The sequence below is a fragment of the Streptomyces sp. NPDC003635 genome (assembly GCF_053587635.1).
The window spans coordinates 13,268-39,023 of sequence record NZ_JBSFOK010000035.1 but is presented as its reverse complement, the minus strand read 5'-3'; the positions used below and the strand labels follow the sequence as shown (position 1 = coordinate 39,023).

The window sequence follows — 25,756 nt, the reverse complement described above, 5'->3', positions numbered from 1 at the left end:
TTCAGCAGACCGGCTTGATCCGGTCCACCCGGCGGCCGAAGGTGTAGTCCGAGCCGAAGTCGCCCGCGTTGACCGGACGCATGGTGGCCGGCTCCGGCGGCGGCGAGTCCTGGAAGCAGCCCCCGACCGAGGCGACGAACGAAGCGACCTTGTCGGCGAGCCCGTGGGCGCCGAGGAAGACGTTGCCCTGGTCGGGGCTCCAGTCGTAGCGCGTGCCCTGGAAGTGGGCCTGCGACCACATGCAGATCTTGCCGGTGGGGCAGTGCGGCACAGCGGCGGCGTTCGCGATGCCCGTGACCGGCCCCGCCTGGGAGTGAGCCACCGGCGACTGCGCGTGCGTGGGGCCGGCCGTGGCCAGGGCGGCGGTCGCCAGGGCGACCGAGGCCAGCAGCGTCCTGATCGGGCGCGGCCGCTTCTTCATGTTCGTCATGCGATTGCTCTTTTCCGTTCGTCGTCCGGTCCTGTTTGCGGGACCTGATGCACCGTTTGTAGCCGCTAATCTGTTGTTCAGGTCCGGCCGCCCGATGGTGAACAAACGGATGCCGAACAATCTGATGGGCTTTGGGGAAAGGGGCGGTGCGTGCCACGGGGAGAGATTCCTCTGGACCCGGAAAACGGTCCTCTGTTCGAGTTCGCGGCCCGTTTGCGGAAACTGCGGGAACAGGCGGGCCGACCCACCTATCGGGACCTCGCGCGGAGGGCGCACTACGGGATCGCGACGCTCTCCTCGGCCGCTGCGGGACGTCAACTCCCCAGCCTGGCGGTCACTCTCGCCTATGTGCGCGCGTGCGGGGGAGACGAGCGGGAATGGAGGGTGATCTGGCAGCGGACGGCCGACGCGTGCAGCGGTGCGGACGCGTCGGCCGATGTCGGCACGGAGAATCGGAATGGGGTCGTTCCCAAGCCCCCCTATGCCGGCCTCTTCGCGTTCGGGGAGTCCGATGCCGGATTCTTCTTCGGTCGCGAGAAACTCACCGGCGCACTCGTCGAACACCTGAAGGCGAAACGGCTTCTCGTACTGTTCGGGGCGTCCGGGTCCGGGAAGTCGTCCGTACTGCGCGCCGGAGTGATCCCCGCCTTTCCCGATGGTTCGGCGCTCGTTTTCACGCCCGGCGCGCACCCGCTGGAGGAATGCGGCGCACGGCTGGCTGCCCGCGCCGGTGTCGCCCCCGGTCCGGTGCCCGCCGAACTCGCGGCCGAGCCGGTCACCTTTCACCGGATGGTGCGGCAGATTCTCGCCGGGCGGCAGGAAGCAGATGCCTCACCCGAGGAACTGCTCGTGGTCGTCGACCAGTTCGAGGAAGTGTTCACCCTCTGCCGCGACGCGCGGGAACGGGAGCGGTTCGTGGCCGCCCTCGTGCACGCCGCGCGGACGTCCGACAGCCGCTCCCGAGTCGCCATCGCCGTACGGTCCGACTTCTACACGCACTGCACGCGACTGCCCGGTCTCGCCGAGGCCCTGCCCCACGCCCACCACTCCGTCGGCCCGATGACCGCCGAGGAGCTGAGGGCCGCGATCGTCCAGCCCGCCGCCCGCAGCAGGCTCACCGTCGAGACTGCGCTGCTGACCACACTCACGGCCGACGCCCACGGCCGGCCCGGGGCGCTGCCCCTGCTGTCGCACGCCCTGCTGGAGACCTGGAAGCGGCGGCGGGGCAACGCGCTCACGCTGGCCGGGTACCGCGCCGCGGGCGGCTTCGAGGGCGCGCTCACCCAGACCGCCGAGGAGTTCCACGGCGCCTTGGACGACAGCGGACAGGAGGCCGCGAGGCGGCTGTTCGTGCGGCTCGTCGCGCTGGGCGAAGGCACCGAGGACACCAAGCGCCGGGTGCCGCGCAAGGAACTCGACAGCGGACCGGACACCACGTTCGTCCTCGAACAAGCGACCAGGGCGAGGCTGCTGACCGCCGACGGCGACCATGTGGAGATCGCTCACGAGGCACTCATCCGATGCTGGCCCCGGCTCGCGAGGTGGCTGGAGGAGGACCGCGGCCAGGAGCGCCTGCACCGCGCGCTCACCGAGGCCACGACGCTCTGGGAGTCCATGGACCACGACCCGGACACCCTCTACCGCGGGGCGCGCCTCGCCGCCGCGAGGGAACTGCCGCCGCAGGTGCTGACCGCCCGGGAACGCGCCTTCCTCGACGCCGGCGAGTCGGCGGCGCGGCAGGCACAAGAGCGGGACCGCCGCCGCCTGCGCCGCCTGCGCCGACTGGCCGGGGCCCTGGTCGTCCTGTTGGTCTGCGCGGTGACCGCCGCCGGTTTCGCCGTCCGGGCACAGGAGACCGTCACGCGGCAGCGCAACGAGGCCGTGGCCCTGCGGGCCGCTGCCGAGTCCGTTCGGCTCAGCCAGCACAGTCCGTCCCTGGCGGTGCAGATCGCCCTGGCCGCCTACCGCCGGTCCCCACAGGAGCGGACTGAGGACGCCTTGCTCAGCACGTTGTCCGTCGCCTCGATGGGCTCCAGGACACTCGGATCCCTACCGGCCGGGCAGGCACCCGCCGAGCACACCCCGGCCGGGCACGCCCCGGCCGTGACGGCCGACGGCCGGACTCTGGCCATGGCCGACGGTTCGCGGGTCGTCCTGTGGGACATGAGCAACCCGCTACTGCCCCGCCGGCTCGGCGTCCTCGACGCACAGGGAATCGGCATCAACGCGATCGAGTTCACCGGGGACGGCGACACGCTGGTCGGGACGGGCGTCGACGGCGCGCTCCGACTGTGGGACGTGTCCGACCCGCGCAACCCGGCCCCGCTGTCGAAACGGCCCACGGGCCACGCGGGCCCCCTCTACTCGATCGCCGTGCGCCGCGACGGCAGTATGGCCGCCACCAGCAGTTACGACGACACCATCCGCCTGTGGGACATCACCGACCCGGCCCGCCCCCGGATGCTGGGCACGCTCGCCGGGCACCGAGGGAACGTCAAGCCCGTGGCCTTCAGCCCTGACGGGAGGACCCTGGCCTCGGGCTCCGACGACCGCGACGTCCGCATCTGGGACGTCACGGACCCGCGCCGCGCCGTCTCCGTCGCCGTCCTCGAAGGCCATCGGCATTTCGTGGACGCCCTCGCCTACAGCCGGGACGGCCGAAGCCTGCTGAGCGGGAGCGACGACCGTACGGCCAAGCTGTGGGACGTCAGCGCCCTTCCCCGGCACCGGGAGCTGGGTGGGCTGGCGCGGCACGCCGACATCGTCACCGGCGTGGCCTTCGCCCCGCACGGCCGCACGGCGGTGACCGTCGGCGTGGACGGCGCGGTGAACGTGTGGGACGTGACCGACCGCGCGCACCCGGCCCATCTGGCCCACCTCACCAACCCCCGCGGGACGGTGAAGGAGGTGCGCCCTCTGACGGCGAGCGGCACCTTCCTCAGCGTCACGGCCCACTACAGCGTCCAGATCTGGTACACCGATCTGGACCGTGCGCTCGCCGAGGCCTGCGACCGCGTCCGGACCCCCATCGGCCGCGACCAGTGGGCCCGCCACTTCCCCCGACTCGACTACGCCCCGCCCTGCCCGCGCCGCGCGTGAGGGCGGGCGTGGCGCAGAGCCGTGTGACGCGCCGTGGAGAACCGGCCCGCATCGGCCGGGGCGCCGGCGGGACGGGGCCGGCTGCCGTCGGCCCCTCTATCGCGTGCATTCCCGCGTCACCGCTCCGACGAGGACAGCGATCAGGAAAGGTCGAACCGGTCGAGGTTCATGACCTTGGTCCAGGCCGCCACGAAGTCCCGTACGAACTTCTCGCCCGCGTCGCTGGACGCGTAGACCTCCGCGAGGGCCCGGAGCTGGGAGTGCGAGCCGAAGATGAGGTCGACGGCGGTGGCGGTCCACTTGACCTCGCCGGTGGTGCGGTCCCGGCCCTCGAAGACGTTCTCGTCCGTGGCCGACGCCTTCCACTCCGTGCTCATGTCGAGCAGGTTGACGAAGAAGGCATTGGTCAGTGTCTCCGGCCGGTCCGTGAGGACTCCGTGGGGGGACTGCTTGTAGCCGGTGTTCAGGGCCCGCATGCCGCCGATCAGGACGGTCATCTCCGGGGCGGTCAGGGTGAGCAGGCTGGCGCGGTCGAGCAGGAGAGTCTCGGGCGACAGCTTCTCCCCGGCGTGCAGGTAGTTGCGGAACCCGTCCGCCCTGGGTTCGAGCACGGCGAAGGACTGCGCGTCGGTCTGTTCCTGGGAGGCGTCCGTGCGGCCGGGTGCGAAGGGGACCGTGATGGCGTGCCCGGCGTTCTTCGCGGCCTGTTCGACGGCCGCGCAGCCGCCCAGGACGATCAGGTCGGCGAGCGAGACCTTCTTGCCGCCGGCCTGTGAGGCGTTGAAGTCCTGTTGGATGCCCTCCAGCGCACGTACCGTCTCGGTCACCTCGGGCAGGTTGTTGACCTCCCAGTCCTTCTGCGGTGCCAGCCGGATCCGCGCTCCGTTCGCCCCGCCGCGCTTGTCGGTGCCGCGGAAGCTGGCCGCCGCTGCCCACGCGGTGGTGGCCAGCTGGGAGACGGACAGTCCGGCGTCGAGGATCCTGGCCTTGAGGGCGGCGATGTCCTGGCCTCCGACCAGCTCGTGATCGACCGTCGGCACCGGGTCCTGCCACAGCTGCGGCTCGGGGATCCACGGGCCGAGGTAGCGCGAGACGGGGCCCATGTCTCGGTGCAGCAGCTTGTACCAGGCCTTGGCGAACGCGTCCGCGAGCCTGTCGGGGTTCTCGTGGAAGCTCTTCGCGATCGGCGCGTAGACAGGGTCCTGCTTCAGCGCGAGGTCCGTCGTCAGCATCATGGGAGCGTGCCGCTTGGAGGGATCATGGGCGTCGGGCACGGTGCCCTGGGCCGCCGGATCCGTGGGCGTCCACTGCTTGGCGCCGGCGGGGCTCGTCGTCAGCTCCCAGTCGTACCCGAACAGGTTGTCCAGATAGCCGTTGTCCCACCTGACCGGCTCGGAGGTCCACGCTCCCTCGAGCCCGCTGGTGAGCGCGTCGGAGCCGACGCCGCTGCCGTGCGTGTTGCGCCAGCCGAGCCCCTGCTGCTCCAGGGGGGCTCCCTCGGGCTCCGGGCCGATGTAGCTGGCGTCGACCGCGCCATGACACTTGCCGAAGGTGTGGCCGCCGACGATGAGCGCCACCGTCTCCTCGTCGTTCATCGCCATACGGCCGAATGTCTCGCGAATGTCCCGGGCGGCGGCCAGCGGATCCGGGTTGCCGTTCGGCCCCTCCGGATTGACGTAGATCAGTCCCATCTGCACGGCCCCGAAAGGCCCGGTCAATTCCCGGTCGCCGCTGTAGCGCTCATCGCCGAGCCAGGTGTCCTCGGGCCCCCAGAAGATCTCCTCGGGTTCCCAGATGTCCTCGCGGCCGAAGGCGAATCCGAACGTCTTGAATCCCATGGATTCCATGGCGCAGTTGCCGGCGAAAACCAGGAGATCGGCCCAGGAGATTTTCCGGCCGTACTTCTGCTTCACCGGCCAGAGCAGACGGCGCGCCTTGTCCAGGCTCGCGTTGTCCGGCCAGCTGTTGAGCGGGGCGAAGCGCTGTGCCCCGCTGCCGCCGCCGCCCCGGCCGTCCGCGATGCGGTACGTGCCCGCGGCATGCCAGCTCATCCGGATGAACAGCGGACCGTAGTGGCCGTAGTCGGCGGGCCACCAGTCCTGGGACGTCGTCATCACCTCGAAGACGTCCCGCTTCAGCGCGTCGACGTCGAGGGTCGCGAACTCGCTCGCGTAGTCGAAGTCCTCCTCCATCGGATTGGAGCGGGACGAGTGCTGGTGGAGAACCTGGAGTTCCAGCTGATTCGGCCACCAGTCCCGGTTCGTCCTGGGCCGGGTCGGCGTGGGACTCGGGGAGGGGATTACCGGGTTCTCGCTTTCGCTGCCGGGCATGTCTGTCCTTCTTCCTGTCTCCGTGTTCACCGCGATCCACGCCCAGCGCGCCATTTGTTCCCAGCGGCTGGAAAACGCGCTGTGTCAGCGTCCGTATGGTCGCCTACTACTGACCGCATCGCTACGAAACACGCAGAGCACCCCCGTATGACAAACACGGAAAGCGAATGGCCGCCGGGGAGGAATGGATGCTCCTGCCCGGCGGCCGTGCGTGCCGAACGCGGTGCTCAGGCCGCGGTGGGGGTGTAGTGGGCGGCGTCGTCGCCCTCGATGACGTGGCTGAGCGTGCCGTCGACGCCGGCCGGGACGTCACCCGCGACGGTCACCCGGTGCAGCAGGCGGGGCAGGTCGCCGTAGTCGTCGGGGGCGTAGTGCTGGGTGATGCGGTTGTCGAACAGCACGAGGTCGCCCGGCGTCCAGGCCACCCGCACGATGTTCTCGGGGCGCGTGACGTACGACTGGAAGATGCGCAGCAGGTCCCGGGAGTCGGACGGGCCGAGGCCCACGATGCTCTGGGCGAAGCCGCCGACGAACAGTCCACGCTCCCCGGTCTCGGGATGAACCCGGACGACCGGGTGGGCCGTGCGGTACTTCCGGGAGACGAACCGCCTGCGGTGCTCGGCGGCCTTCTCGCTCTTCGGGGCGGCGTAGTCGTAATCGTTGGTGTGCACCGCCCACAGCTTGTCCGCCAGCTCTCGCAGCGGCTCGGGCAGATCCCGGTAGGCGGCGGCCGAATTGGCGATGAGCGTGTTGCCGCCGTAGGGCGGGACCACGATGCTGCGCAGCGTGGACGCCTTGGGGGGCGTACGGACGAAGGTGACGTCGGTGTGCCACTGGTTGGCGCGGATGCCCTCGTCGCCGTCGACCGGCAGGATGTGGGGCTGGCCGTCGACGGAGGGGACCGTGGGGTGCGCGGTGGTCAGTTCACCGAAGAGGGAGGCGAAGCGGAGCTGGCCCGCGTCGTCCAGGTCCTGTCCCCGGAAGACGAGCGCCTTGTGCTCCAGGAGCGCGGAGTTGATCTCGGTGACGATGGCGGGGGCGAGGTCGGTGGCAAGGTCGACGCCGACTATCTCGGCGCCGATGCGGCCGCCGATCCTGCGGACGTCGAAGCCGGTGCTGGTGGTCATGGGTGGTGGTTCCTTCCGTTGGACGAGCGGTGATGGGTGGTCAGGAGGTGATGGGCAGGGAGGGGCCCGTGGCCCCCGGCGGCCCGAGTGGCGGACCTACGGCGCGCAGTGCGCCGGGTGTGCGGCCCTGTCCCCAGCCGATGTGCCGGCGGTAGCTGCCGAGCAGGCCCGAACGGTTGAGGTGGGCCTCGTCCCGGGAGGGGTCGTCGTCGGGCAGGGGGTGGGTCTGCGGGGCGACGAACAGGGCGTCGGCGGGGCAGTTCGCCTCGCACTGGAAGCAGGTTTGGCAGTCGTCGCGGCGGGCGAGGACGGGGATGCCGTCCTCGCCTCGGTCGAAGACATCGGTCGGGCAGACCTTGATGCACTTGTCGCAGGCGATGCAGCGGTCCGCCGAGACCAGTTCGATCACGAAGCCACCTCCACGGGTGCGGCCGGTACGGTTGGCGCGGTCGTCAGGGGCTCGAAGCGGGTCCACACCCGGTCCAGACCGCCCGTGGTGATGCGGTGGTGTTGAGCGGGGTCCTGTGCGGGGAAGTCGAGCCGTTTGGCCATGCCACGGGTCTCGGTACGGGCCAGGGCCGCCGCGTACATCCAGCGGGCGTGCGCCGTCATCGCCGCTGCCTCTCTCGCCCGTACGGTGTGCCCGCCCCCGGCGTGCAGGGAGGCACGCGAGTGTTCCCAGACGCTGTCGAGGATCTCCAGCGAGGCGGTGAGCCGGTTGCCCTGGCGCAGGTAGTTCTTCTCGTACGGCAGCACCTCCGCCTGGACCGCGGTGACGACCTCGTGGACGGCGTCGTCCCGGCCCGCTGTCCCGGTGGGCCGGAGCCCGGCCCCGCCCGCGGCGACCAGGCGGCGCGTGGCGGTGCGTGTGCCGAGCGAACGGGCGTGGCGGGCCGCGCCCTGCCCGGCCCAGCTGCCGGAGGAGATGGCCCAGGCGGCGTTGTGGCTGCCCCCGCCGGTGAAGCCGCCGCAGATCAGCTCGCGGGTCGCCGCGTCGCCGGCCGCGTACAGGCCCGGGACGGTGGTGGAGCAGTCGTCGCCGGTGATGCGGATGCCGCCGGTGCCACGAACCGTCCCCTCGGCGAGGAGCGTGATGGCGAAGCGCTGGGTGAAGGGGTCGACGCCGAGGCGGTCGAAGGTGAGGAAGAAGTTCGGCTGGGCCAGCCGCATGGCTGCGCGGGCCGCCTCGTCCGCCCGGTCCAGGCGGCAGTACACCTTCTCGCTGAGCAGGGCTTTCGCGATGACGGACCGGCCGCCCTGGCTGGCCGCGCCGTCCAGGACCGTGCCGTCCTCGTGATAGAAGGTCGCGAAGGAGTAGAAGGCCGTCTTGGTGACGGAGGTTCCCTCGGGAGCGATGCCGTAGGCGTTGGAGAACTCCATCCCCGACATCTCCGCGCCCACCTCCGCGGCGAACAGCGCGCCGTCACCGGTGTTGACATTGCAGCCCAGTGCACCGCTGAGGAACGCGCAGCCTCCCGTGGCCAGCACGACGGCACCGGCCCGTACCTGGTAGGGCTGACCGGCCTGGCGCCGGTGTCCCCGGGCGCCGGCCACGGCCCCGGAGGGATCCGTGAGCAGTTCGGTGACCGGGCTGTGGTCCAGGACGCGCGCTCCGGCCCGCTGCACGCGGATGCGCATCCTGCGCATGTACTCCGGTCCCTGGAGACCGTTCCTGAGCTGCTGTCCGTCCGACGCTCTGGGGAAGGGATAACGGCCCGCCGCGGCCAGCTCGTTCATGCCGGCGTACGTCTGGTCCAGCACGCGTGCCATCCAGCGCCGGTCGGCCAGGTATCCGCCGAGTCCCTCTCGGCTTGCCATGGCCGCCTCGCGCGCGGCGGGGTCCGGGGGGACGTACCAGACGCCGGTGCCGGCGGAGGCGGTGGCACCGCTGGTGCCGCAGTAGCCCTTGTCGGCGAGTACCACGTCCGCCCCGGCCTGTGCCGCCTTGAGGGCGGCCCAGGTGGCGGCGGGGCCGCCGCCGATCACCAGGACGTCCGTGGTGAGGTCGAGGCCGGTCATACGGCCACCTCCTGCCCTGCGGTCGGCGCGGTCGGCGGCGCGGTCAGCCGGTTGGCCGGGCGGGCCAGGCCGTAGTTCTCGCGCAGGGTGCGCCCGGTGTACTCGGTACGGAACAGCCCACGCCGCTGGAGGATCGGTACGACGTGGTCGACGAAGTCCTCCAGGCCGCCCGGCAGATGGGGCGGCATGATGTTGAAGCCGTCGGCGGCGCCCTCGGTGAACCACTCCTCGATCTCGTCGGCCACCTGCTCGGGGGTGCCGGCGAAGACGCGGTGGCCGCGTCCGGCGCCGAGGCGGGCGATGAGCTCGCGCAGGGTGAGGCCGTCACGGCGGGCGAGTTCGGCGACGAGCGTGAAGCGGCTCTTGTTGCCGTTGATGTCCCGTTCTTCCGGCAGTTCGGGCAGCGGCCCGTCCAGCGGCAGTCCGGTCAGATCGGTGCCGAGCATCCCGGACAGCTGGGCGAGCCCGTACTCCGGAACCTGAAGATCCGTCAGTTCCTGTTCCAGTGCGCGGGCTTCGGCCTCCGTGGAGCCGATGACGGGCGCGATACCGGGCAGCACCAGCAGTTGGTCGGCGCTGCGGCCGTAGCGGGCGAGGCGGGACTTGAGGTCCTTGTAGAAGGACTGGCCGTCGGCGAGGGTCTGCTGCGCGGTGAAGACGGCTTCGGCGTATTGGGCGGCGAACTCCTTGCCGTCCTCCGACGAACCGGCCTGCACCAGCAGCGGGTATCCCTGCGGGCTGCGCGGGACGTTGAGGGGGCCCTGCACCCCGAAGTGTTCTCCGCGGTGGTTGATCTCCCGGACCTTGTCGGTGTCGGCGTAGACGCCGCGTTCACGGTCGAGGAGGATCGCGTCGTCCTCCCAGCTGTCCCACAGCTTGGTGGCGACCTCGACGAACTCCCGTGCCCGCTCGTAGCGCAGCCGGTGTTCCAGGTGCTCCTCCTGCCCGAAGTTGCGTGCCTCGTTGACGGTGCCGGAGGTGACGATGTTCCATCCGGCGCGGCCCGCGCTGATGTGGTCGAGGGAGGCGAACTTGCGGGCGGTGTGGAAGGGCTCGTTGAACGTGGTGGAGACCGTGGCGATCAGGCCCACGTGGTCGGTGACCGCCGCCAGCGCCGAGAGCAGGGTCAGCGGTTCGAAGCCGCCGAGCGCGTTGTGGCGGACCTTCCCCCACAGGGCTAGTCCGTCGGCGAGGAAGACGGAGTCGAGCAGGCCGCGTTCGGCGGTGCGGGCGAGATCCTGGAAGTAGCGCAGGTCGGTGACGCGTTCGGGCTGGGTGCGCGGGTGGCGCCAGGCGGCGTCGTGGTGGCCGGCGTTCATCAGGAAGGCGTTGAGGTGCAGTTGGCGAGGGCTGGGCGGAGTCATCAGGTCGTCCTCGGATCAGGGAGGGGGGTGGCCGGGGGAGTGCGCGAGGGAGCGCGAGGGTGGGCGGGTCAGCCGCCCGCGGGTACGCGCCAGGAGCTGAGCCGTCGCTCGACGGCCACCAGGAGCTGGTTGAAGGCCACGCCGATGGCGGAGATGGTGATGATGCCCGCGTACATCTGAGGGATCGCGAAGTTGTACTGCGAGGCGTTGATCAGGTAGCCGAGGCCCGCCTTGGCGCCGATCATCTCGGCGGCGACGAGCACCAGGATGGACACCGCTCCGGCCAGCCGGATGCCGGTGAACATCACCGGTACCGAGGCCGGCAGGATGACCTTCTGGAACAGGCGGGGGGCGGACAGGTCCATCGACTTGGCCAGCTTCAGCAGGGTTGGGTCGACGTGCCGGACCGCGCTGATGGTGTTGAGCAGGATCGGCCAGGTGCAGGCGTACACCACGATGGAGATCTTCGAGGTCTCGCCGATGCCCAGCAGCAGGACGAACACCGGGAGCAGGGCCAGCGCCGCGGTGTTGCGGAACACCTCCAGCAGTGGCCCCAGGAGGTCGGCGACGGGCTTGTACCAGCCGATGAGCAGTCCGAGCGGCACGGCGACCGCCACGGCGATACCGAATCCGCTGAACGAACGCGTCAGGCTGGCCTGGGCGTTGTCGGCGAGCCGGCCGTCCGCGGCGAGCTCCCACCAGGCGGTGGCGACCTCGGTGAACGGCGGCAGGAAGGTGCGGTCCACCAGAGCGGCCCGGGGCGCGATCTCCCACAGCAGGAGCAGCGCCACGATGGCCGCGGACTTGGTGGCCCCCGTGAGCAGCAGGTACGGCAGTCGGCGGACCGTCCGGAGCGCCGTACGGCGGACACGGGCCGCCAGGGAGGGAGCGCGCCGTGTGTGCGGGGGTGACGAGTGGGTGGGCGGGGAAGTGCTGGGCGAGGCGGGCTCAGTTGTCTCGGTGCGCTCGGTGCGCTCGGTGCGCTCAGTGCGCTCGGTGCGGGAAGGTGCCTGGACTGCTGTGACGGGCACCTTGGTCGTGGTGGTCGCGTGAGCCTCGTCGGCCGTCTCGGCGGTCCTGCCGGTCGTGGAGCTCATACGGAGGCCTCCTCCCTCTCCAACTGCTGGGCCCTGGCCACCTCGTCATGCAGCAGCGACCAGATCTCGTGACGGTGATGTGCGAACTCGGGGCTGGAGCGGAGGTCGTCCGTCACCGTGCGGGAGCCGAGGGCGACCGGCACGATCTGCTTGATCCGGCCGGGCCTGGACGTCATCACGGCGACGCGCTGTCCCAGATAGACGGCCTCGTCGATGCCGTGGGTGATGAAGACGACGGTCTTGCCGGTGCGCTGCCAGATGCGCAGCAGTTCGTCCTGGAGAGACTCCCGGGTCTGGGCGTCCAGAGCGGCGAACGGTTCGTCCATCAGCAGGACGTCGGGGTCGTAGGCGAGGCTGCGGGCGATCGCCACCCGCTGCCGCATCCCACCCGACAGCTCGTGCGGGTGACGGTCCTCGAACCCGGTCAGGCCGACCAGGTCCAGGAACTCCCGGGCCCGTGCGGCGCGTTGCCGCCGGGGGACGCCGGTGGCCTCCAGGCCGAATTCGACGTTGCCCTGTGCCGTGCGCCACGGCAGCAGCGCGTACTGCTGGAAGACGATCCCGCGGTCCAGACCCGGGCCGGTGACGGGTTCGCCGTCCAGCAGGATCCGGCCGCCGGTGGGTGAGGTGAGACCGCCGAGCAGATCCAGCAGCGTCGACTTGCCACAGCCACTGGGACCGACCAGGACGACGAACTCGCCGTCCGCTATCTCCAGGTCGATGCCGTCCAGTGCGGTGAAGTTGGTGGTCTGCCGGTCCGCGGAGCGGTCCTTGACGGTGAATTCCTTCCGTACGTCCTCGAAGACGATCTTGGGTGCGGGAGGCTCGGGGGTGGTGGACTGCGCCATGGGATCAGCTCCCGCTCGTCGCGGTGGGGGAGGACTTCGCGTGGTCGTTGAACTCGTTGGTGTAGAGCTCGGACAGCGTGACCTGGTCCTTCTTGATGTCGCCCCGTTCGGCCAGCCAGTCGATCCACAACTGGAGCTCCTTGCCGGTGATCCGGCCCGCCGTCTCCGCGACGCCGTAGGACCGCCAGAACTTCAGGGGCCCCGCGTCCTCGTTGCGGCCGCGCTTCTTCACGATCTGTGTCATCCGCTCGATGACCTTCTCGCGCGGAGTGGACCGGGACCACTCGATCGCTCGCCCCACCCCGGTGACGAAGGTCCGGGCCGTGTCGGGGTTCTGCTTCAGGAAGCGGTCCGTCATCACATAGGTGCCGGCGCTGAACGCGCCGAGCAGCTGGTAGTCGGTGAACAGTGGTCGGATGCCGCCCGTCTCCAGGGCCTTGTCGCGCAGGATGCCGCCGAGTACGGCCACTTCGATCTGCTTCTGGCGCAGGGACTGCTCGGTGTTGACCGGGGGAACCACGAGCGGCTCGACCTTGGCGATGTCCCCCTGGGAGAGACCCCCCCGCTGGAGGTAGATGTCGAGCATGGCCTCGGAGTGGGCGCCGAGGGTGTTCATCCCGACCTTCTTGCCGGTCAGGTCGCGGGCCGAGCGGATCGGGCTGTCCTTGAGGACGTAGAACCCGTTGTAGGCGTCCTTGTCGGCGCCGTAGTAGCTGATGACGGCCTTGATGGGTGCGTTGTTGGCGGCCAGCTTGACGACCGCGCCGTTGAACGCGCCACCGAAGTCGACCTGACCGGTGGCCGCGGACTGGATGTCCTGCGGTCCGCTGATCGTGTTGCCGACCCACTCCAGCTTCACGTCCTCCAAGTAGCCGAGATCCTCGGCCAGTTCGGGCGGTGTGACCTGACCGGCCCAGCCCTGGTACCTCAGCGTTTTCGTCTGGTCCTTGGCGGCCGGTGTTCCGGACACGGCCGTGCCGCAGCTCACCGACACCGCCGAAAGACCGAGCAGGGTGAGGAAATGACGTCGGGTCGATGCCGTCGTGGCCATGGAAAGGTCCTGTTCAGGGAAATGGGGCGGGGAAAGGACAGACGTCGAACGGCGGAGAGGGAATCTCAGCGCAAAACGGCTACGGGGAGAGCCGACGTCTGGTGAAAGCAGCGGCTCGCGCACGAGCCGACTGTGAAAGGGAGCGGAGAGGAGCTGCGCCGGTCAGTGAGTGCGCCGACCGGCGGCACAGAGGGCGCTGGCCTGACATCGCAGATCGACGTGGAGGCGCGCGGCGAGGATCTCGGACTTGCTCACAGCCACGAGCGTTGCAGCGAAAATCAGCCAGGTCAATGACACTTGGGCAGGCGTCGTGTGTTCTCAACAGTCCGACATACGAGGGAAGCGCGGTGTTCACAATTGCCCGGAAGGGCGATGGCGGGGGGGCACCGCCCGGGGGGTGCTCGCCGCCGTGGTCAGCGCAGTGACTGGACGGCGTAGAGGGCACCGAGGGCGGTGGCCAGGGTGCCGAGCAGAAGACGCAGCGCCGTGTCGGGGAGCCGAGGCTGCAGATGCGCGCCGAGGTAGCCGCCGATGAGTCCGCCGAGGCCGCAGGCCAGGCCGAGGTACCAGTCGGGGGCGATGTCTCCGGAGCCGGTCAGCGACAGCAGCGCGAAGACCGCGGCCCCGGTCAGGGAGGCGACGAAGGTGGAGGCGAGGGCGGCCGGTGCGACACGGGCGACGGGCATGCCCCGGCCTACGAGGAGGGGGCCGAGGACGGAGCCGCCGCCGATCCCGTAGATGCCGCCGAAGACCCCGACGACCAGCGCCAGTGCGGTGATGGCCCGGGGTGAGGGTTCCGCGGCCGGGGCCGGCCGGGCGGGGCGGAGGGTGCGCCGGATGAGCCACAGGCCCAGTGGCAGGAGCAGAGCGGCGACCAGAAGGCGGAAGACGGTGGCTCCCGGGATGGCGAAGACCCGGATCACGGCGCCGATGACCACCCCGGGCAGAGTGCCGGTCACCAGGCGGCGGGTCAGCGGGCCGCGCAGCGAGCCCTTGCGGTGGTGGCGCAGTAGGGCACCGGGCCCTGCGACCACGTTGAACAGCAGGTTCGTGGGTGTGACCGCCGGGCTGGGCACCCCGAGCACGCTCAACTGCACTGGCAGCAGGAACACCGCACCCGATACGCCCACCGGTGCGGTCACCGCCGCTATGAGCAGACCGACGGCCAGACCCGCCAGCCCGGTTGACCACGTCACGACAGCCTCGTCCTCCCCCCTCCCGATCAGGAGGGCAGGATGAACGGAGGGTGGGCGCCGTTGAGGTAGTACTCCCCGACGTCGCGGAGCCGTTGTGCGGCGGGTTCGTACAGGGTGTGGGTCCGGGCGTTGCGCCAGAACCTGTCGAGGCCGAGCCGAGCGGACGTGGAGCGAGGGCCGACGATCTCGAGGGCGCGGACGGCGGATTCCTGAGCCGCCCTGGCCGCGGCGGTTTCGGCCATGCTCACCAGGGCGGAGATGTCCGCGCACTCGTCGAAGGTGAGGTCTTCGCCGCGAGCGAGCCCGCGCCGCACGGCTTCCAGCGCCTGATCGGTGAGTGCCGACGCGGAGCGGGTGAGGACGGCGAGCTCTCCGTAGGCGGTCTGCACCTGCGGGTCATGCGGGGTACCGGCCGGCCAGGCGGACTGCCAGGGCGTATGACCCGTAGTGCTGTACTCGCGGGCTTCGGCGAGCACTCCCTCCGTCATGCCGAGGAGGAGCTGAGCGGAGAACAGCCGCCCGACCGGCGAGGCGAGCGCGGCCCGGGGCGACAGCAGGTCCTCGTCCGCGGACAGGGAGCCGAGCACGTCGTCGGCCTCCACCGGGACGTCGTCGAACTCCACGCTGCCGCCCGCCGCGAGTCGCTGGCCGAACGTGTCGGTGTGGCCGTCGATCACCACACCGCGAAGAGTGGGGTCCACCACGACGGCGAGCGGTTCGCCGGTGTCCTCCCGCACGGCGCGCACGGCGAGACGGTCGGCGACCAGGACCCCGGTGGTGTAGGTCTGCCGCCCGTCGAGCACCAGCCCCTCGGAGGTGCTGGCGAGCATCAAAGGCGGCTCTTGACTGGCGAAACCGCCGCCCCAGCACCATTGTTCCGCCGCGGATCGCTGCTCTGTCCGCGCGGCGAGGTCGGGCTCGGCGAAGAAGCGGGCGCTCCACGACAGGAAGTAGTGGGAGCCGAGCAGTTGACCGATCGCGCCGTCGGCCGCCGCGATCTCCCGGACGACGGCGTAGGCCGTGGGCCAGTCCGGGCCGCCGACCTGGGACCCGGTCGGCGTCAGCGCCAGGAGGCCCGCCTCGCGCAGCCGGGACACCTCGTCGATCGGGGCCTTGCCCGCCTGTTCTCTTGCCACGGTGTCCGTGGCAAGGTCTTCCGCCGCCTCGCGGGCCACGCGCAGCCAGTGCGCGCGGCCGGATTCGGATGGCGAGGCGGGGAGGGACGGAGCGGAGGCAAGGCCCATGGAAAGTGTTCTCCTCAAGGTCGGCCGCGGAGCGCGGCGTCGGGGCTCTCCTGGTCCGGCACGTACTTGTAGCCCACGCGGCGAACGGTGACGATCCGGTGCCGGTGAGCCTCACCCAGCTTGCGGCGCAGGCGGGCGATGTGGACGTCGACCGTGCGGCCGTCGCCGATGTGGGCGTAACCCCAGACGGCGGCCACCAACGCATCGCGCGAGTGCACGTGGTGGGGACGCTGGACGAGATGCGCCAGCAGTGCGAACTCCAGGTAGGTCAGGTCCAGTTCGCGTCCGTCCAACTCGGCGACGTGCCGTGCCGGATCGATGCGGACGGCGTCGTCTGCCGTCGTCCGCCGGGCCGGTGCCGAGACCGCGGCGCCGACCGGGCGGATCTCGGGCCGCGGCCTGTCCTTGGCGAAGAGCTCGGCGGGATCGGTGCCCTCGGGTACGAGGACGAGATAGCCGATGAGCGGCGCGGACGTGTGCCCCTGGGCGCCCCCGGGGGTGGTGTCGCCCACCAGGCGCAGGTGCGGGGTGTCGGTGAGCGACGGATCGTGTGGGGTGGCCTGGGTTGGAAGTGCCGTGGTCATGGCGTTTTGTCCCTCGGAAGAGTGTGGGGCCGTCAGGCGCATGGGGTGAGTCGCCCGAGTGCCCGGGAAAGGGGGGAGCGGAGTGGCACGAGTGTGGCTGGGTGAGCCGTGTGCCTTACGCGCGACAGCAGGCGGCGCTGACGACGTGACCAAAGTCGACATGCCGACGACGAACGAGTCGTTGCTGCTTACGGGACATGTTCATCATGCTGCGCACTCGCGGTGAACGCGTCAAGCGTTCCCTAGTGAATCCATGGGAAAAGTAGGGAAGATCTCACACTCTGAGAGGCCGACCGTCCACCGGAGACGTTTCTGTCTCGGCCTCGGTGTCTCTCAGGGCGCGCAGGAGCGCGCGGGCCACCGCGTCGTTCTGGCGGAAGGCGGGCGCGTTGGTGCGGGGGCGGGCGAACGCGGCGACCGCCCGGCTGTTGGTGGGGGCGCCGAGGGCGATGCGTCGAGGGTGGGTACGGCCGAGGGACGGGTCGAGGACGTGGCCGTCGGCGGGGGAGACGGCGAGCAGGCCGGAGCGGTGGGTGTGGGTGGTGTCGGTGATGACCTCCTCGGTGAGGGCGCCGGCCCGGTACAGGCCGCGCAGGAGAGGGTCCTCGGTGCGGTCGAGGGAGGGGCCCGGCAGGTACGCCTCGACGAGGGCGGTGGCGTGGACGGTGTGACCGGGGACGGTGGGGCTGGTCGCGGTGAAGGTGCCGGTGGACTCGTCGGCGCCGATTCGGATGCCGGCGCCCACGAAGCGGACGACGCCGGCCCGGGACAGCGCGAGGAGCTGGCGCAGGCGGAAGCCGGGCGGTCCTGAGGCCAGGAAGCTGAAGAAGCCGTGCCACCACCCGTCGAGGTGCTCGGCGACGGACCGTGCCGTCAGCCGCCCCGCGGCGACCAGCCCGGGCAGCTGCCCGTAGACGGAGAGCTGGGCGAGGAACGCTCCGAGGTCGGCACTGAACTCCGGGTCCTCACGGCGGGCCACGTCCTTGGCGATGTGTTCGCGCAGATGGTTCTGGAACGCCTCCGCCGTAGGGAAGGCGAGGCCGTCCAGCGGGTGGTCCAGGGCCTCGAAGTCCAGACGGTCCGCCGGATCGGGTACGGCCGTGGCGACGAGGCTCGCCATGGCGTCGTCGTACCAGCCCAGCCGGTCGTAGGCGGTGATGAAGTCCGCCCAGGCAAGAGCGGTGCGCTCGGGATGGGCGTGGAAGAGCTCGTGGTAGTGGCCGAAGCCGATCTCCTTCGCCATCAGCGGCCACACGTCGCGCCTCAAGTCCAGCGGGCGGTCCTCGGCGAGCAGCGCCTCGATCGCCTCGGGTCCGAAGTGGCGCGGCAGCGGTGGCCGGGGGCCCCGGAGGCGGTAGCGCGTCTTGGAGTGGTACGGCACCCCGCGCCGCGATCCGACGTGGAGGACCGGCTCGCGGCCGGACGGGAGGTAGGTCAGCGTGCCGTCGGCCTCGGTGCGGTAGGTGCCGCCGCGGCCCTCGGTGAGCAGCGTCACCAGGTCGACGAAGGCCAGCCCGAGACCGCGCAGGATGACGTGCTCACCGGGGCGCAGGGCGGACAGGTCGGCGTCGGCGGAGAACTCCGGGGGGAGGTGGAACCGGCCGTGGCGGCGGGCGAAGTCGGCGTGGTCGCGGTGCTCGGCGGTGGGCAGGGAGCCGATGTGCCCTTGGGCGAGGACCACCAGGTCGGCGGTGAGCGGATCGCCGCGGTCGGCGAGGTGCACGTGTTGCGGGCCGTCCGCAGGACCGGTGACGGCGGTGGCGGTGGTGCGGTGCCACTCGACGGTGACCGAGGACGGCAGGTCGGCCAGCGCCCTGCGGAACACCCAGTCCAGATAGGCGCTCTGGGCGCGGCGGGTGGGGAAGGCGCTGCCTTCGAGCGTGCGCAGTTCGGCGAGCACGTCCGGGTCGGCGGGTTCGGCGTACGGGGCATGGCGTGGCTCCGGCCCCGCGAACTGGGCGGCCCACTCGGCGAGCGAGGGACCGGGCCGTACCGGTCCGTCGATGGTGGAGGACTCGTCGGTGAACATGGTGACGTCCTCGGCCATCGAGTTCATCCGCAGCAGCGCGGACTGCTCGTCGCGCCACACGCGCCCCGGGCCGGGCGGGTGCGGATCCACCAGGTGAATGTGCAACTGCCGTGTGGGGTCCCACAGTTCGGGTGCGTTCGCGGCGATGCGCTCCAGCAGGCCCGTGGCGCGCGGTCCGGCGCCGACGACGACCAGGACGGCCGCGGAAGGTGCGGTGCTCACCGGTCACCGCCGATCACCGGGTGGGCGTCGGCGGCCGTCGCCGCACTCAGCCGGCGGCGCAGGGCGCTCAGGTGGCCGCGCAGCCGCTGCAGCGGAGTGGGCGGCAGGGCACGGGAGTTGCCGCGGGCGTAGTACCGCTCGACGTAGAACTGGCCGGCGCCGAGCACGGTGGTGACCGCGATGTACCACAGGGTGGCGACCATCAGCAGCGGGATGACCTGGTACGTCTGGTTGTAGATCAGCTGCACCGAGTACAGCAGGTCATGGACGGCCAGCACGCTGACGATGCTGGTGCCCTTCAGGGTGCCGATCAGCATGTTCCCGGCGGTCGGCACGATGGAGCGCATCGCCTGGGGGACGACGATCCGGCGCAGGGTTCGGCGTCTGCTCAGCCCCAGGGCCTGGGCGGCCTCGGTCTGTCCGGACTCCACGGACAGGATGCCGCCGCGCACCACTTCGGCGGCGTAGGCGCTCTCGTGCAGGGTCAGGCCGATGACGGCGGTGAGTGTCGGCCCGAGCAGATTGACCGTCTGGACCGTGAGGAACTGCGGGCCGAACGGGATGCCGAGGCCCAAGGTCGGGTAGAGGGCGCCGATGTTGAACCAGAACAGCAGCTGCACCAGCAGCGGCGTGGACCGGAAGATCCACACATAGCCCCAACTCAGGGTGCGCAGAACCGGGTTGGCCGAGAGCCGCATCACCGCGAGGACCGTGCCGAGCAGGAATCCGAGCACCATCACCACAGCGGTCAGCCACAGCGACAGCATTAGCCCGTCGAGCACGGCGGCGGTGGTGAAGTAGCGGGCCACCACCTCCCACTGGAACGCCGGGTTGCGGATCACGGAATTGAGCACCATCGCGAAGAGCAGCAGGGCGACCGCTGCGGTCAGCCACCGGCCGACGCGCCGGCGCGGCACGATCCGCGGCACCTGGGGGCCGAGGGCTGCCGCCCGCTTCGCTGGCTTCGTGGCGGGGGCCGGCGGGACTTCGGAAGACGTGACCATCGAGAGGCTCTCCGGGGGAGGGAATCGCGGGCGTGGGTGACCACCCGGTGGCACACGCAGGGAGCGCAGCGGCACAGGCGCTGCGTGCGTACGATGCGGCCGGGGCTCGGCGTCGTCACTTGCGCCGCGTCCCTCAACGCGGCTGGAAGGGCTGCCGCATAGCGCGCAGCCGGTCCGCCGTCGATCGTATGTGCCCATGGCGTCGATGTGTCAACAGCACATGGCACAGGGCCGGTCGAGACGGTCCGGCATCCGGGCGCCGCTTGACGGGAAGCGAAAAGCCCTGCTCAATTAGTCGCATGCCTCCCCAGCCGCGCCTGGTCTCACGCGACCACATCGACTTCGGTCGGGTGTGGTCCGCCGCGTGTTGTACCTGACGCGGCAGCGGGCCGTCTGACCGGCCCTTCCCTCCCTCGGTGACCCCGTCGCGGGCCGAGTTCTTCCTTCACGCGCGCTGCCGCAGCTCCGTTTCACCCGACGCTCGTCGTCGTCACCTCTGCACCGGCCTGTCTGCCTGACGGTCCGTTCGCTCGCCCCTGCCGCCGTACGGCCATTCCGCCCTGCCCGCGTGCCGCAGCAATCCCTGAAAGGCCATGCCCATGCCCGTGGAGTTCCTCGGCATCGCCGCCACCAACAACGGTTCCGAAACCACACAGCGCTCCGGCGACGCATTTGACAAGGAGTTCACACTCCGGCTCGCCCGGGCCCACGAGGAGCACGGCTGGGACCGGGTGCTGTTCGCCTACGGCTCCGGGTCGCCGGACCCCGCCCCGGCCGCGGCGTACATCGCCAGCAGGCTGGAGCACCTGCAGATCCTGCTCGCCCACCGGCCCAACGTCTCGTACCCCACCTTCGCCGCCAAGACCTTCGCCACCCTCGACCAGATCAGCGAGGGCCGGCTGACCGTGCACTTCATCACCGGCGGCAACGACCACGAACAGGGCCGCGAGGGCGACACCCTCAGCAAGGACGCGCGCTACACCCGCACCCGCGAGTACATCGGCATCGTCAAGAAGATCTGGACCACCCGCGAACCCTTCGACCACGAGGGCGAGCATTACCGCTTCCACGACTTCGTCAGCGACGTCTTCCCCGTCCAACAGCCCCGGCCCAAAGTCTCGTTCGGCGGCTCGTCCGCTGCCGCCTACGCCGCCGGCGGCGCCGAGGCCGACATCTACTGCCTGTGGGGGGAACCCCTCGCCGAGACCGCCGGACAGATCGAGAAGGTGAAGGCCGCCGCGAAGGCCGCGGGCCGCACCGAGGCGCCCCGCATCCAGGTCGCCTTCCGCCCGATCATCGCTCCGACCGAGGAGCTGGCCTGGGAGAAGGCCCACCGCACGGTCGGCGCGATCCGGGCCCGCAAGGAGAAGGGCGAGGCGATCACCAAGCGGCACAACGGCAACGCCCAGCCCCAGAACACCGGATCGCAGCGGCTGATCGCCATCGCCGAGGCGGGGGAGCGCTACGACCGCGCCCTGTGGACCCCGACCGCCGCCGCGACGGGCGGCGCGGGCAACTCCAACGCCCTGGTCGGCACCCCGGAGACGGTCGCGCAGGCACTGCTGGACTACTACGACCTCGGCGTCGACATCCTCTCCGCCCGCGGCTACGACCTGCTCGACGACGCGATCGACTTCGGCCGGTACGTCATCCCCATCGTCCGCGAGGAGGTCGCCAAGCGCGACGCCGAGCGAGCGGCCCGCGGCACGCAGAACCTCGCGGCGGTGGGCGGATGACCTCGACCGCCCAACCACCGCTCCCCGCGGCCGCGTTGAGCGTCGTGTCAGTGCCGGTGTCCGACCCGCTGGCCAGGCCGCTGCTACGGGAACTCGGCGACGAGTACTCCGCGCGCTACGGCGGCGACGCCCACGCCGAGATGGCCCGATACCCGGACGAGGAGTTCACCGCACCCCACGGCGGCGTCCTCCTGCTGCTGCTGGAGCGCGGCGCGCCGGTCGCGGGCGGGGCCTTCCGCCGCTACGACGAGAACACCGCCGAACTGAAGCGGATCTGGACGCACTCCGCGCACCGTCGCCGCGGTCTCGGCCGCCGGGTCGTCGCCGAGCTGGAGCGCGAGGCGGGCGAGCGCGGCTACCGGCGGATCTACCTGACCACAGGGCCGCGCCAGCCCGAGGCCCGTGGCCTGTACCTGGTCACCGGCTACACACCGCTGTTCGACACGGAGGCCGACCCGGAAACCATCGGCCCGCTGCCGTTCGAGAAGCACCTCCACGTCACCCCGCGCACCTGAAAGGCCTGCGACCCGTGAACCTTCCTGGTATCAGAACCCGCCTGCGCGTCGCCGCGCTCGCGCTGCTGCCGCTGCTGGCGATGACGGCCTGTGGCTCCGGCGACACCGGCGGCGCGGCGGCAGTGGGGGCGCAGGGCTCACCCGCGCCGACCGATGACCCGGTCGCCGCCATCCGCACGGTGGAGGCGGCCGCCGCACTGCTGCCCGCAGAGGTCCGCGAGGCGGGCACGCTGCGGGTGGGCAGCTCGGTCGGATTCCCGCCGGGGGCGTACTACCCCAATGGTGCCGACAAGGCTCCCGAAGGCCAGGACATCGACCTCGCCGACGCGGTCGCCAAGGTGCTCGGCGTCAAGCTGGAGCGACAGGACGCCTCGTTCGAGACGATCCTGCCCGCCCTCGGCAGCGGCAAGTACGACGTCGGCACGGGCAACTTCGGCGTCACCACCGAGCGCCTGAAGACGATCGACTTCGTCACCTACGTCAACGACGGCCAGGGCTTCGCGGTGAAGAAGGGCAACACCGAGCTCAGCGAGAAGGTCACCGACCTCACCCAGCTGTGCGGGCTCACCATCGGCACCGGCGCCGGCACCACCTTCGAGGCCACCCTGACCGCGCAGAAGGGGGTGTGCGCCGAGGCGGGCAAGAAGCCGTACGACGTGAAGGTGTACTCGGAGAACGCGGCGACTCTCACCGCACTCCAGCAGGGCCGGATCGACGTGATCATGTCGACCATCAACGGCCTGCGCTACCAGGCGGCCCAGCCCGCGTCGCAGACCACCTTCCTCGGCGAGTTCCACCGCCTCGACGTCGGCTTCGCCTTCAAGAAGGGATCCCCGCTCACCAAGGCCTTCCAGGCCGCCGTCAACGAGCTGATCAAGGACGGCACCTACGCGCGGATCCTCGCCAAGTGGGGCACCTCCGCCTCCGCGATCGAGACGTCGCGGATCAATCCGCCCGAGCACGCATAAGAGTCGAGCAGGAACATCACGATGGCATCCACAACCGACGCCGCGCCGCCCGGTGCGGCCACCCCGGGCACCGGCCCGGAAACAGCTCCCGCCCCGGACGATCCGGCAGCCCTGAAGGTCGTCCCCGCTCGGCACTACGCCCGCTGGGCGGCGGCCGTCGCCGTGGTCGTGCTGGTCGCCCAGTTCGCGCACGGCCTCGCCACCAACCCGGTCTGGGAGTGGGGCGTCTTCAGCGACTACGTCTTCTCCGAGACGATCGTGCAGGCGGTGTGGGTGACCCTTCAACTCACCGCGTACGCCACCGTGCTGGGCTTCCTGCTCGGCACCGTGATCGCCTTCATGCGGCTGTCGCGGAGCCCGGTGCTGCAGACCGTCGCCTGGAGCTACATCTGGATCTTCCGGTCCATCCCGATGATCGTCCAGCTGGTGTTCTGGTTCAACCTGAGCGCCCTGTACGAGAGGCTGGGCTTCGGCATCCCCTTCGGCCCGGTGTTCTGGTCCGTCGACAGCAACAGCATCATCGGCACCATGGGCGCCGCCATCATCGGGCTGACGCTGCACCAGGCCGCCTACGCCGCCGAGATCGTGCGCGGCGGCGTCATCTCCGTCGATCACGGCCAGCTGGAAGCCGCCGCCGCCCTGGGCATCCCCCGGCTGCGGCAGATCCGCCGCATCGTGCTGCCGCAGGCCATGCGGGCAATCCTGCCCACCGCCGGCAACGAGATCATCGGCCTGCTCAAGGGCACCTCGGTTGTCTACGTGATGTCCATCGGCGAGCTCTTCTACCAGGTGCAGGTGATCTACGGCCGCAACGGCCGGGTGATCCCGCTCCTGCTGGTCGCCACCGCCTGGTACGTGGTGCTGACCTCCCTGCTGTCGGTCGCCCAGTACTACGTGGAGCGCCGCTACGCCCGGGGCGCCAATCGCACCCCGCCACCCACCCCGCTCCAGCGCGTCCGCCGTTTCGTCCGCGACCTGCGCGCGGCGGCCGCCCAGCGCAACCAGCCCGTCGTACCCCTCAAGCCCCTGGGAGACAGCCGATGAGTGAGGTGATGGTGGACGTCCACGGCGTCCACAAGAGCTTCGGCCCGCTGGAGGTGCTGCGCGGAGTCGACCTGAGGGTCCGGGCCGGCGAGGTCACCGTCATCCTCGGCCCGTCCGGCTCGGGCAAGTCCACGCTGCTGCGCACCATCAACCACCTGGAGAAGGTCAACCGCGGGTGGATCAGCATCGACGGTGAGCTCATCGGCTACCGCCGTTCCGGCGACAAGCTGCACGAGCTGAAGGAGAAGGACGTACTCAAGCAGCGCACCCACATCGGGTTCGTCTTCCAGAACTTCAACCTCTTCCCGCACCTGACCGTACTGGAGAACCTCATCGAGGCACCGGTCTCCGCGCTGCGCCGCCCGCGCGGTCAGGCGGAGGAGACCGCCCGGCGACTGCTGGAGCGGGTCGGCCTCGTGGACAAGACCGACGCCTATCCGCGGCAGTTGTCCGGAGGGCAGCAGCAGCGCGTGGCCATCGCCCGCGCCCTCGCCCTCGAACCCAAGGTGCTGCTCTTCGACGAGCCGACCTCCGCGCTGGACCCGGAACTGGTCGGCGAAGTCCTCGATGTCATCAAGGACTTGGCCCGCACCGGAACCACCATGATCGTCGTGACCCACGAGATCGGCTTCGCCCGCGAGGTCGCCGACACCGTGGTGTTCATGGACGGCGGCGTCGTCGTGGAGCAGGGCCCGCCCGCGGCCGTCCTCGACGACCCGCGGCACGAGCGCACCCGCGCGTTCCTCTCCAAGGTCCTCTGACCAACCCCACCCCATTCCCTGAGCAAGGAGCACGACTGTGTCCACCTCGATCACCCGCCGCACCGCCGCCGCGCTGGGACTGACCGCCGTCCTCACTCTCGCCGCGTGCAGCAACCCCGACGACGGCGGCACGACCGAGGTCGCGGCCACGTCGGGCAGCAAGACGAAGATCAACCTGAGCCCGGACCAGGACCGCGTCACCACCGACAAGGTCGACTCCATAGCCGCCGAGGTCCCGGAGGAGATCCGCAAGAGAGGCACCTTGGAGGTCGTCAACTCGTCCGGCTCCGCGGCACCGCTGACCTTCTTCGCCACCGACAACAAGACCGTCATCGGAGTCGAGCCCGACCTCGCCTCCCTCGTCGCCGACGTTCTCGGCCTGAAGCTGCACGTCAACACGGTGTCCTGGGAGAACATCTTCGTCGGCCTCGACAGCGCGAAGTACGACGTCGGTTTCAGCAACATCACGGTCACCGAGGAGCGCAAGGAGAAGTACGACTTCGCCACCTACCGCGAGGACAACCTGGGCTTCGAGGCCAAGAAGGGCAGCGGCCTGAGCGTGGACGGGCCCGAGGACGTGGCGGGCAAGACGGTCGCCGTGGGCAGCGGCACCAACCAGGAGAAGCTGCTGATCGAGTGGAGCAAGGACAACGAGAAGGCCGGCCGTGAGCCGGTGAACATCAAGTACTACCAGAACGACAGCGACACCTACCTCGCTCTCCAGTCCGGCCGCATCGACATCTACCTCGGCCCCAACCCCACCGCCGCCTACCACGCCGCAACCAGCGGCAAGACCGAGGTCGTCGGCACCTACTCCGGAGCCGGCGCCACCCTCCAGGGCCTCATCGCGGCCACCACCAAGAAGGACAGCGGACTGGTCGAGCCGCTCGCGGACGCCCTCAACCACGTCATCGAGAACGGCACCTACGCGAAGGTGCTGAAGCGCTGGGGCCTGTCCGACGAGGCCGTGGCCGAGTCGGAGATCAACCCGCCCGGTCTGCCCAAGACCAACAAGTAGCCGACCCGGGGTGCGCGGGCCGTATCACGCCCGCGCACCCCCGCCTTCGTACAGGAACCCAGGACACGAG

General features: G+C 70.5%; 21 protein-coding genes. 7 read left to right on the top strand and 14 right to left on the bottom strand.

The annotated features are described in order from the left end of the window. Window position 1: 1 nt before the first annotated feature. Complete coding sequence (locus ACWDRW_RS28015) at window positions 2-430, bottom strand: peptidase inhibitor family I36 protein (protein WP_451727197.1); 429 nt, start codon at window positions 428-430, stop codon at window positions 2-4. A 150-nt stretch (window positions 431-580) separates the two neighbouring features. Between ACWDRW_RS28015 and ACWDRW_RS28010 the strand changes: the two genes are divergently transcribed. Next, window positions 581-3,529, top strand: a complete 2,949-nt coding sequence (locus ACWDRW_RS28010) for an nSTAND1 domain-containing NTPase (RefSeq protein WP_451727194.1) — start codon at window positions 581-583, stop codon at window positions 3,527-3,529. 140 nt (window positions 3,530-3,669) lie between these two features. On the opposite strand, the gene katG is transcribed toward ACWDRW_RS28010, so the two are convergent. The 13 genes from katG to ACWDRW_RS27945 all read right to left on the bottom strand — a co-directional run bounded on the left by katG (window position 3,670) and on the right by ACWDRW_RS27945 (window position 19,644). Continuing rightward, window positions 3,670-5,859, bottom strand: coding sequence for a catalase/peroxidase HPI (gene katG / locus ACWDRW_RS28005; protein ID WP_451727191.1), 2,190 nt, complete (start codon window positions 5,857-5,859; stop codon window positions 3,670-3,672). 227 nt (window positions 5,860-6,086) lie between these two features. Then, window positions 6,087-6,986 (bottom strand): TauD/TfdA dioxygenase family protein, encoded by a 900-nt coding sequence (locus tag ACWDRW_RS28000; protein ID WP_451727188.1) that lies wholly within the window; start codon window positions 6,984-6,986, stop codon window positions 6,087-6,089. Between the two features lie 40 nt (window positions 6,987-7,026). Beyond that, a complete protein-coding gene (locus ACWDRW_RS27995) occupies window positions 7,027-7,395 on the bottom strand; it encodes a 4Fe-4S dicluster domain-containing protein (RefSeq protein WP_451727186.1) in 369 nt (122 codons plus the stop codon). Then, entirely contained in the window at window positions 7,392-9,005 is a 1,614-nt protein-coding gene (locus ACWDRW_RS27990) for an FAD-binding protein (protein WP_451727183.1), read from the bottom strand. The genes ACWDRW_RS27995 and ACWDRW_RS27990 overlap by 4 nt, the downstream gene beginning before the upstream one ends. Next, entirely contained in the window at window positions 9,002-10,369 is a 1,368-nt protein-coding gene (locus ACWDRW_RS27985; protein WP_451727181.1) for an LLM class flavin-dependent oxidoreductase, read from the bottom strand. Before ACWDRW_RS27985 ends, ACWDRW_RS27990 begins: the two co-directional genes overlap by 4 nt. Window positions 10,370-10,437: 68 nt before the next feature. Beyond that, on the bottom strand, window positions 10,438-11,466 hold the full coding sequence (locus tag ACWDRW_RS27980; RefSeq protein WP_451727179.1) for an ABC transporter permease: 1,029 nt from the start codon (window positions 11,464-11,466) through the stop codon (window positions 10,438-10,440). Then, the gene (locus ACWDRW_RS27975) at window positions 11,463-12,314 is read right to left on the bottom strand and encodes an ABC transporter ATP-binding protein (protein WP_451727176.1); all 852 of its coding nucleotides are present in this window, start codon (window positions 12,312-12,314) and stop codon (window positions 11,463-11,465) included. Before ACWDRW_RS27975 ends, ACWDRW_RS27980 begins: the two co-directional genes overlap by 4 nt. A gap of 4 nt (window positions 12,315-12,318) precedes the next feature. After that, window positions 12,319-13,365, bottom strand: coding sequence for an ABC transporter substrate-binding protein (locus ACWDRW_RS27970; RefSeq protein WP_451727174.1), 1,047 nt, complete (start codon window positions 13,363-13,365; stop codon window positions 12,319-12,321). A 413-nt stretch (window positions 13,366-13,778) separates the two neighbouring features. Continuing rightward, entirely contained in the window at window positions 13,779-14,561 is a 783-nt protein-coding gene (locus ACWDRW_RS27965; protein ID WP_451727171.1) for a TSUP family transporter, read from the bottom strand. A 26-nt stretch (window positions 14,562-14,587) separates the two neighbouring features. Continuing rightward, window positions 14,588-15,805, bottom strand: a complete 1,218-nt coding sequence (locus ACWDRW_RS27960) for an acyl-CoA dehydrogenase family protein (protein ID WP_451727168.1) — start codon at window positions 15,803-15,805, stop codon at window positions 14,588-14,590. Window positions 15,806-15,819: 14 nt separating this feature from the next. Next, the gene (locus ACWDRW_RS27955) at window positions 15,820-16,389 is read right to left on the bottom strand and encodes a winged helix-turn-helix domain-containing protein (protein ID WP_451727166.1); all 570 of its coding nucleotides are present in this window, start codon (window positions 16,387-16,389) and stop codon (window positions 15,820-15,822) included. A gap of 274 nt (window positions 16,390-16,663) precedes the next feature. Further along, a complete protein-coding gene (locus ACWDRW_RS27950) occupies window positions 16,664-18,640 on the bottom strand; it encodes an FAD/NAD(P)-binding protein (protein WP_451727163.1) in 1,977 nt (658 codons plus the stop codon). After that, window positions 18,637-19,644, bottom strand: a complete 1,008-nt coding sequence (locus ACWDRW_RS27945; protein WP_451727160.1) for an ABC transporter permease subunit — start codon at window positions 19,642-19,644, stop codon at window positions 18,637-18,639. The genes ACWDRW_RS27950 and ACWDRW_RS27945 overlap by 4 nt, the downstream gene beginning before the upstream one ends. Before the next feature lie 599 nt (window positions 19,645-20,243). Here ACWDRW_RS27945 and ACWDRW_RS27940 point away from each other — a divergent pair. From ACWDRW_RS27940 to ACWDRW_RS27915, 6 genes are read left to right on the top strand one after another with little or no spacing between them, the layout of a single operon-like run. Further along, a complete protein-coding gene (locus ACWDRW_RS27940) occupies window positions 20,244-21,380 on the top strand; it encodes an LLM class flavin-dependent oxidoreductase (RefSeq protein ID WP_451727157.1) in 1,137 nt (378 codons plus the stop codon). After that, on the top strand, window positions 21,377-21,895 hold the full coding sequence (locus tag ACWDRW_RS27935) for a GNAT family N-acetyltransferase (RefSeq protein WP_451727155.1): 519 nt from the start codon (window positions 21,377-21,379) through the stop codon (window positions 21,893-21,895). The genes ACWDRW_RS27940 and ACWDRW_RS27935 overlap by 4 nt, the downstream gene beginning before the upstream one ends. 14 nt (window positions 21,896-21,909) lie before the next feature. Next, window positions 21,910-22,863, top strand: a complete 954-nt coding sequence (locus ACWDRW_RS27930) for an ABC transporter substrate-binding protein (RefSeq protein ID WP_451727152.1) — start codon at window positions 21,910-21,912, stop codon at window positions 22,861-22,863. Between the two features lie 21 nt (window positions 22,864-22,884). Beyond that, the gene (locus ACWDRW_RS27925; protein WP_451727149.1) at window positions 22,885-23,907 is read left to right on the top strand and encodes an amino acid ABC transporter permease; all 1,023 of its coding nucleotides are present in this window, start codon (window positions 22,885-22,887) and stop codon (window positions 23,905-23,907) included. Then, window positions 23,904-24,668 carry an amino acid ABC transporter ATP-binding protein gene (locus ACWDRW_RS27920; RefSeq protein ID WP_451727146.1) on the top strand — a complete coding sequence of 255 codons (765 nt, stop codon included), beginning with the start codon at window positions 23,904-23,906 and terminating at the stop codon, window positions 24,666-24,668. Before ACWDRW_RS27925 ends, ACWDRW_RS27920 begins: the two co-directional genes overlap by 4 nt. A gap of 37 nt (window positions 24,669-24,705) precedes the next feature. Then, window positions 24,706-25,686, top strand: coding sequence for an ABC transporter substrate-binding protein (locus ACWDRW_RS27915; RefSeq protein WP_451727143.1), 981 nt, complete (start codon window positions 24,706-24,708; stop codon window positions 25,684-25,686). Window positions 25,687-25,756: the final 70 nt, after the last annotated feature.

Bases quoted from the DNA above. Each gene is read 5' to 3' on its own strand.
- ACWDRW_RS27990 (WP_451727183.1), bottom strand. From the start codon at position 9,005: ATGACCGGCCTCGACCTCACCACGGACGTCCTGGTGATCGGCGGCGGC.
- ACWDRW_RS27935 (WP_451727155.1), top strand. From the start codon at position 21,377: ATGACCTCGACCGCCCAACCACCGCTCCCCGCGGCCGCGTTGAGCGTC.
- ACWDRW_RS28015 (WP_451727197.1), bottom strand. From the start codon at position 430: ATGACGAACATGAAGAAGCGGCCGCGCCCGATCAGGACGCTGCTGGCC.
- katG (WP_451727191.1), bottom strand. From the start codon at position 5,859: ATGCCCGGCAGCGAAAGCGAGAACCCGGTAATCCCCTCCCCGAGTCCC.
- ACWDRW_RS27955 (WP_451727166.1), bottom strand. From the start codon at position 16,389: ATGACCACGGCACTTCCAACCCAGGCCACCCCACACGATCCGTCGCTC.
- ACWDRW_RS27960 (WP_451727168.1), bottom strand. From the start codon at position 15,805: ATGGGCCTTGCCTCCGCTCCGTCCCTCCCCGCCTCGCCATCCGAATCC.
- ACWDRW_RS27985 (WP_451727181.1), bottom strand. From the start codon at position 10,369: ATGACTCCGCCCAGCCCTCGCCAACTGCACCTCAACGCCTTCCTGATG.
- ACWDRW_RS27940 (WP_451727157.1), top strand. From the start codon at position 20,244: ATGCCCGTGGAGTTCCTCGGCATCGCCGCCACCAACAACGGTTCCGAA.
- ACWDRW_RS27945 (WP_451727160.1), bottom strand. From the start codon at position 19,644: ATGGTCACGTCTTCCGAAGTCCCGCCGGCCCCCGCCACGAAGCCAGCG.
- ACWDRW_RS27920 (WP_451727146.1), top strand. From the start codon at position 23,904: ATGAGTGAGGTGATGGTGGACGTCCACGGCGTCCACAAGAGCTTCGGC.
- ACWDRW_RS27980 (WP_451727179.1), bottom strand. From the start codon at position 11,466: ATGAGCTCCACGACCGGCAGGACCGCCGAGACGGCCGACGAGGCTCAC.
- ACWDRW_RS27975 (WP_451727176.1), bottom strand. From the start codon at position 12,314: ATGGCGCAGTCCACCACCCCCGAGCCTCCCGCACCCAAGATCGTCTTC.
- ACWDRW_RS28000 (WP_451727188.1), bottom strand. From the start codon at position 6,986: ATGACCACCAGCACCGGCTTCGACGTCCGCAGGATCGGCGGCCGCATC.
- ACWDRW_RS27925 (WP_451727149.1), top strand. From the start codon at position 22,885: ATGGCATCCACAACCGACGCCGCGCCGCCCGGTGCGGCCACCCCGGGC.
- ACWDRW_RS27970 (WP_451727174.1), bottom strand. From the start codon at position 13,365: ATGGCCACGACGGCATCGACCCGACGTCATTTCCTCACCCTGCTCGGT.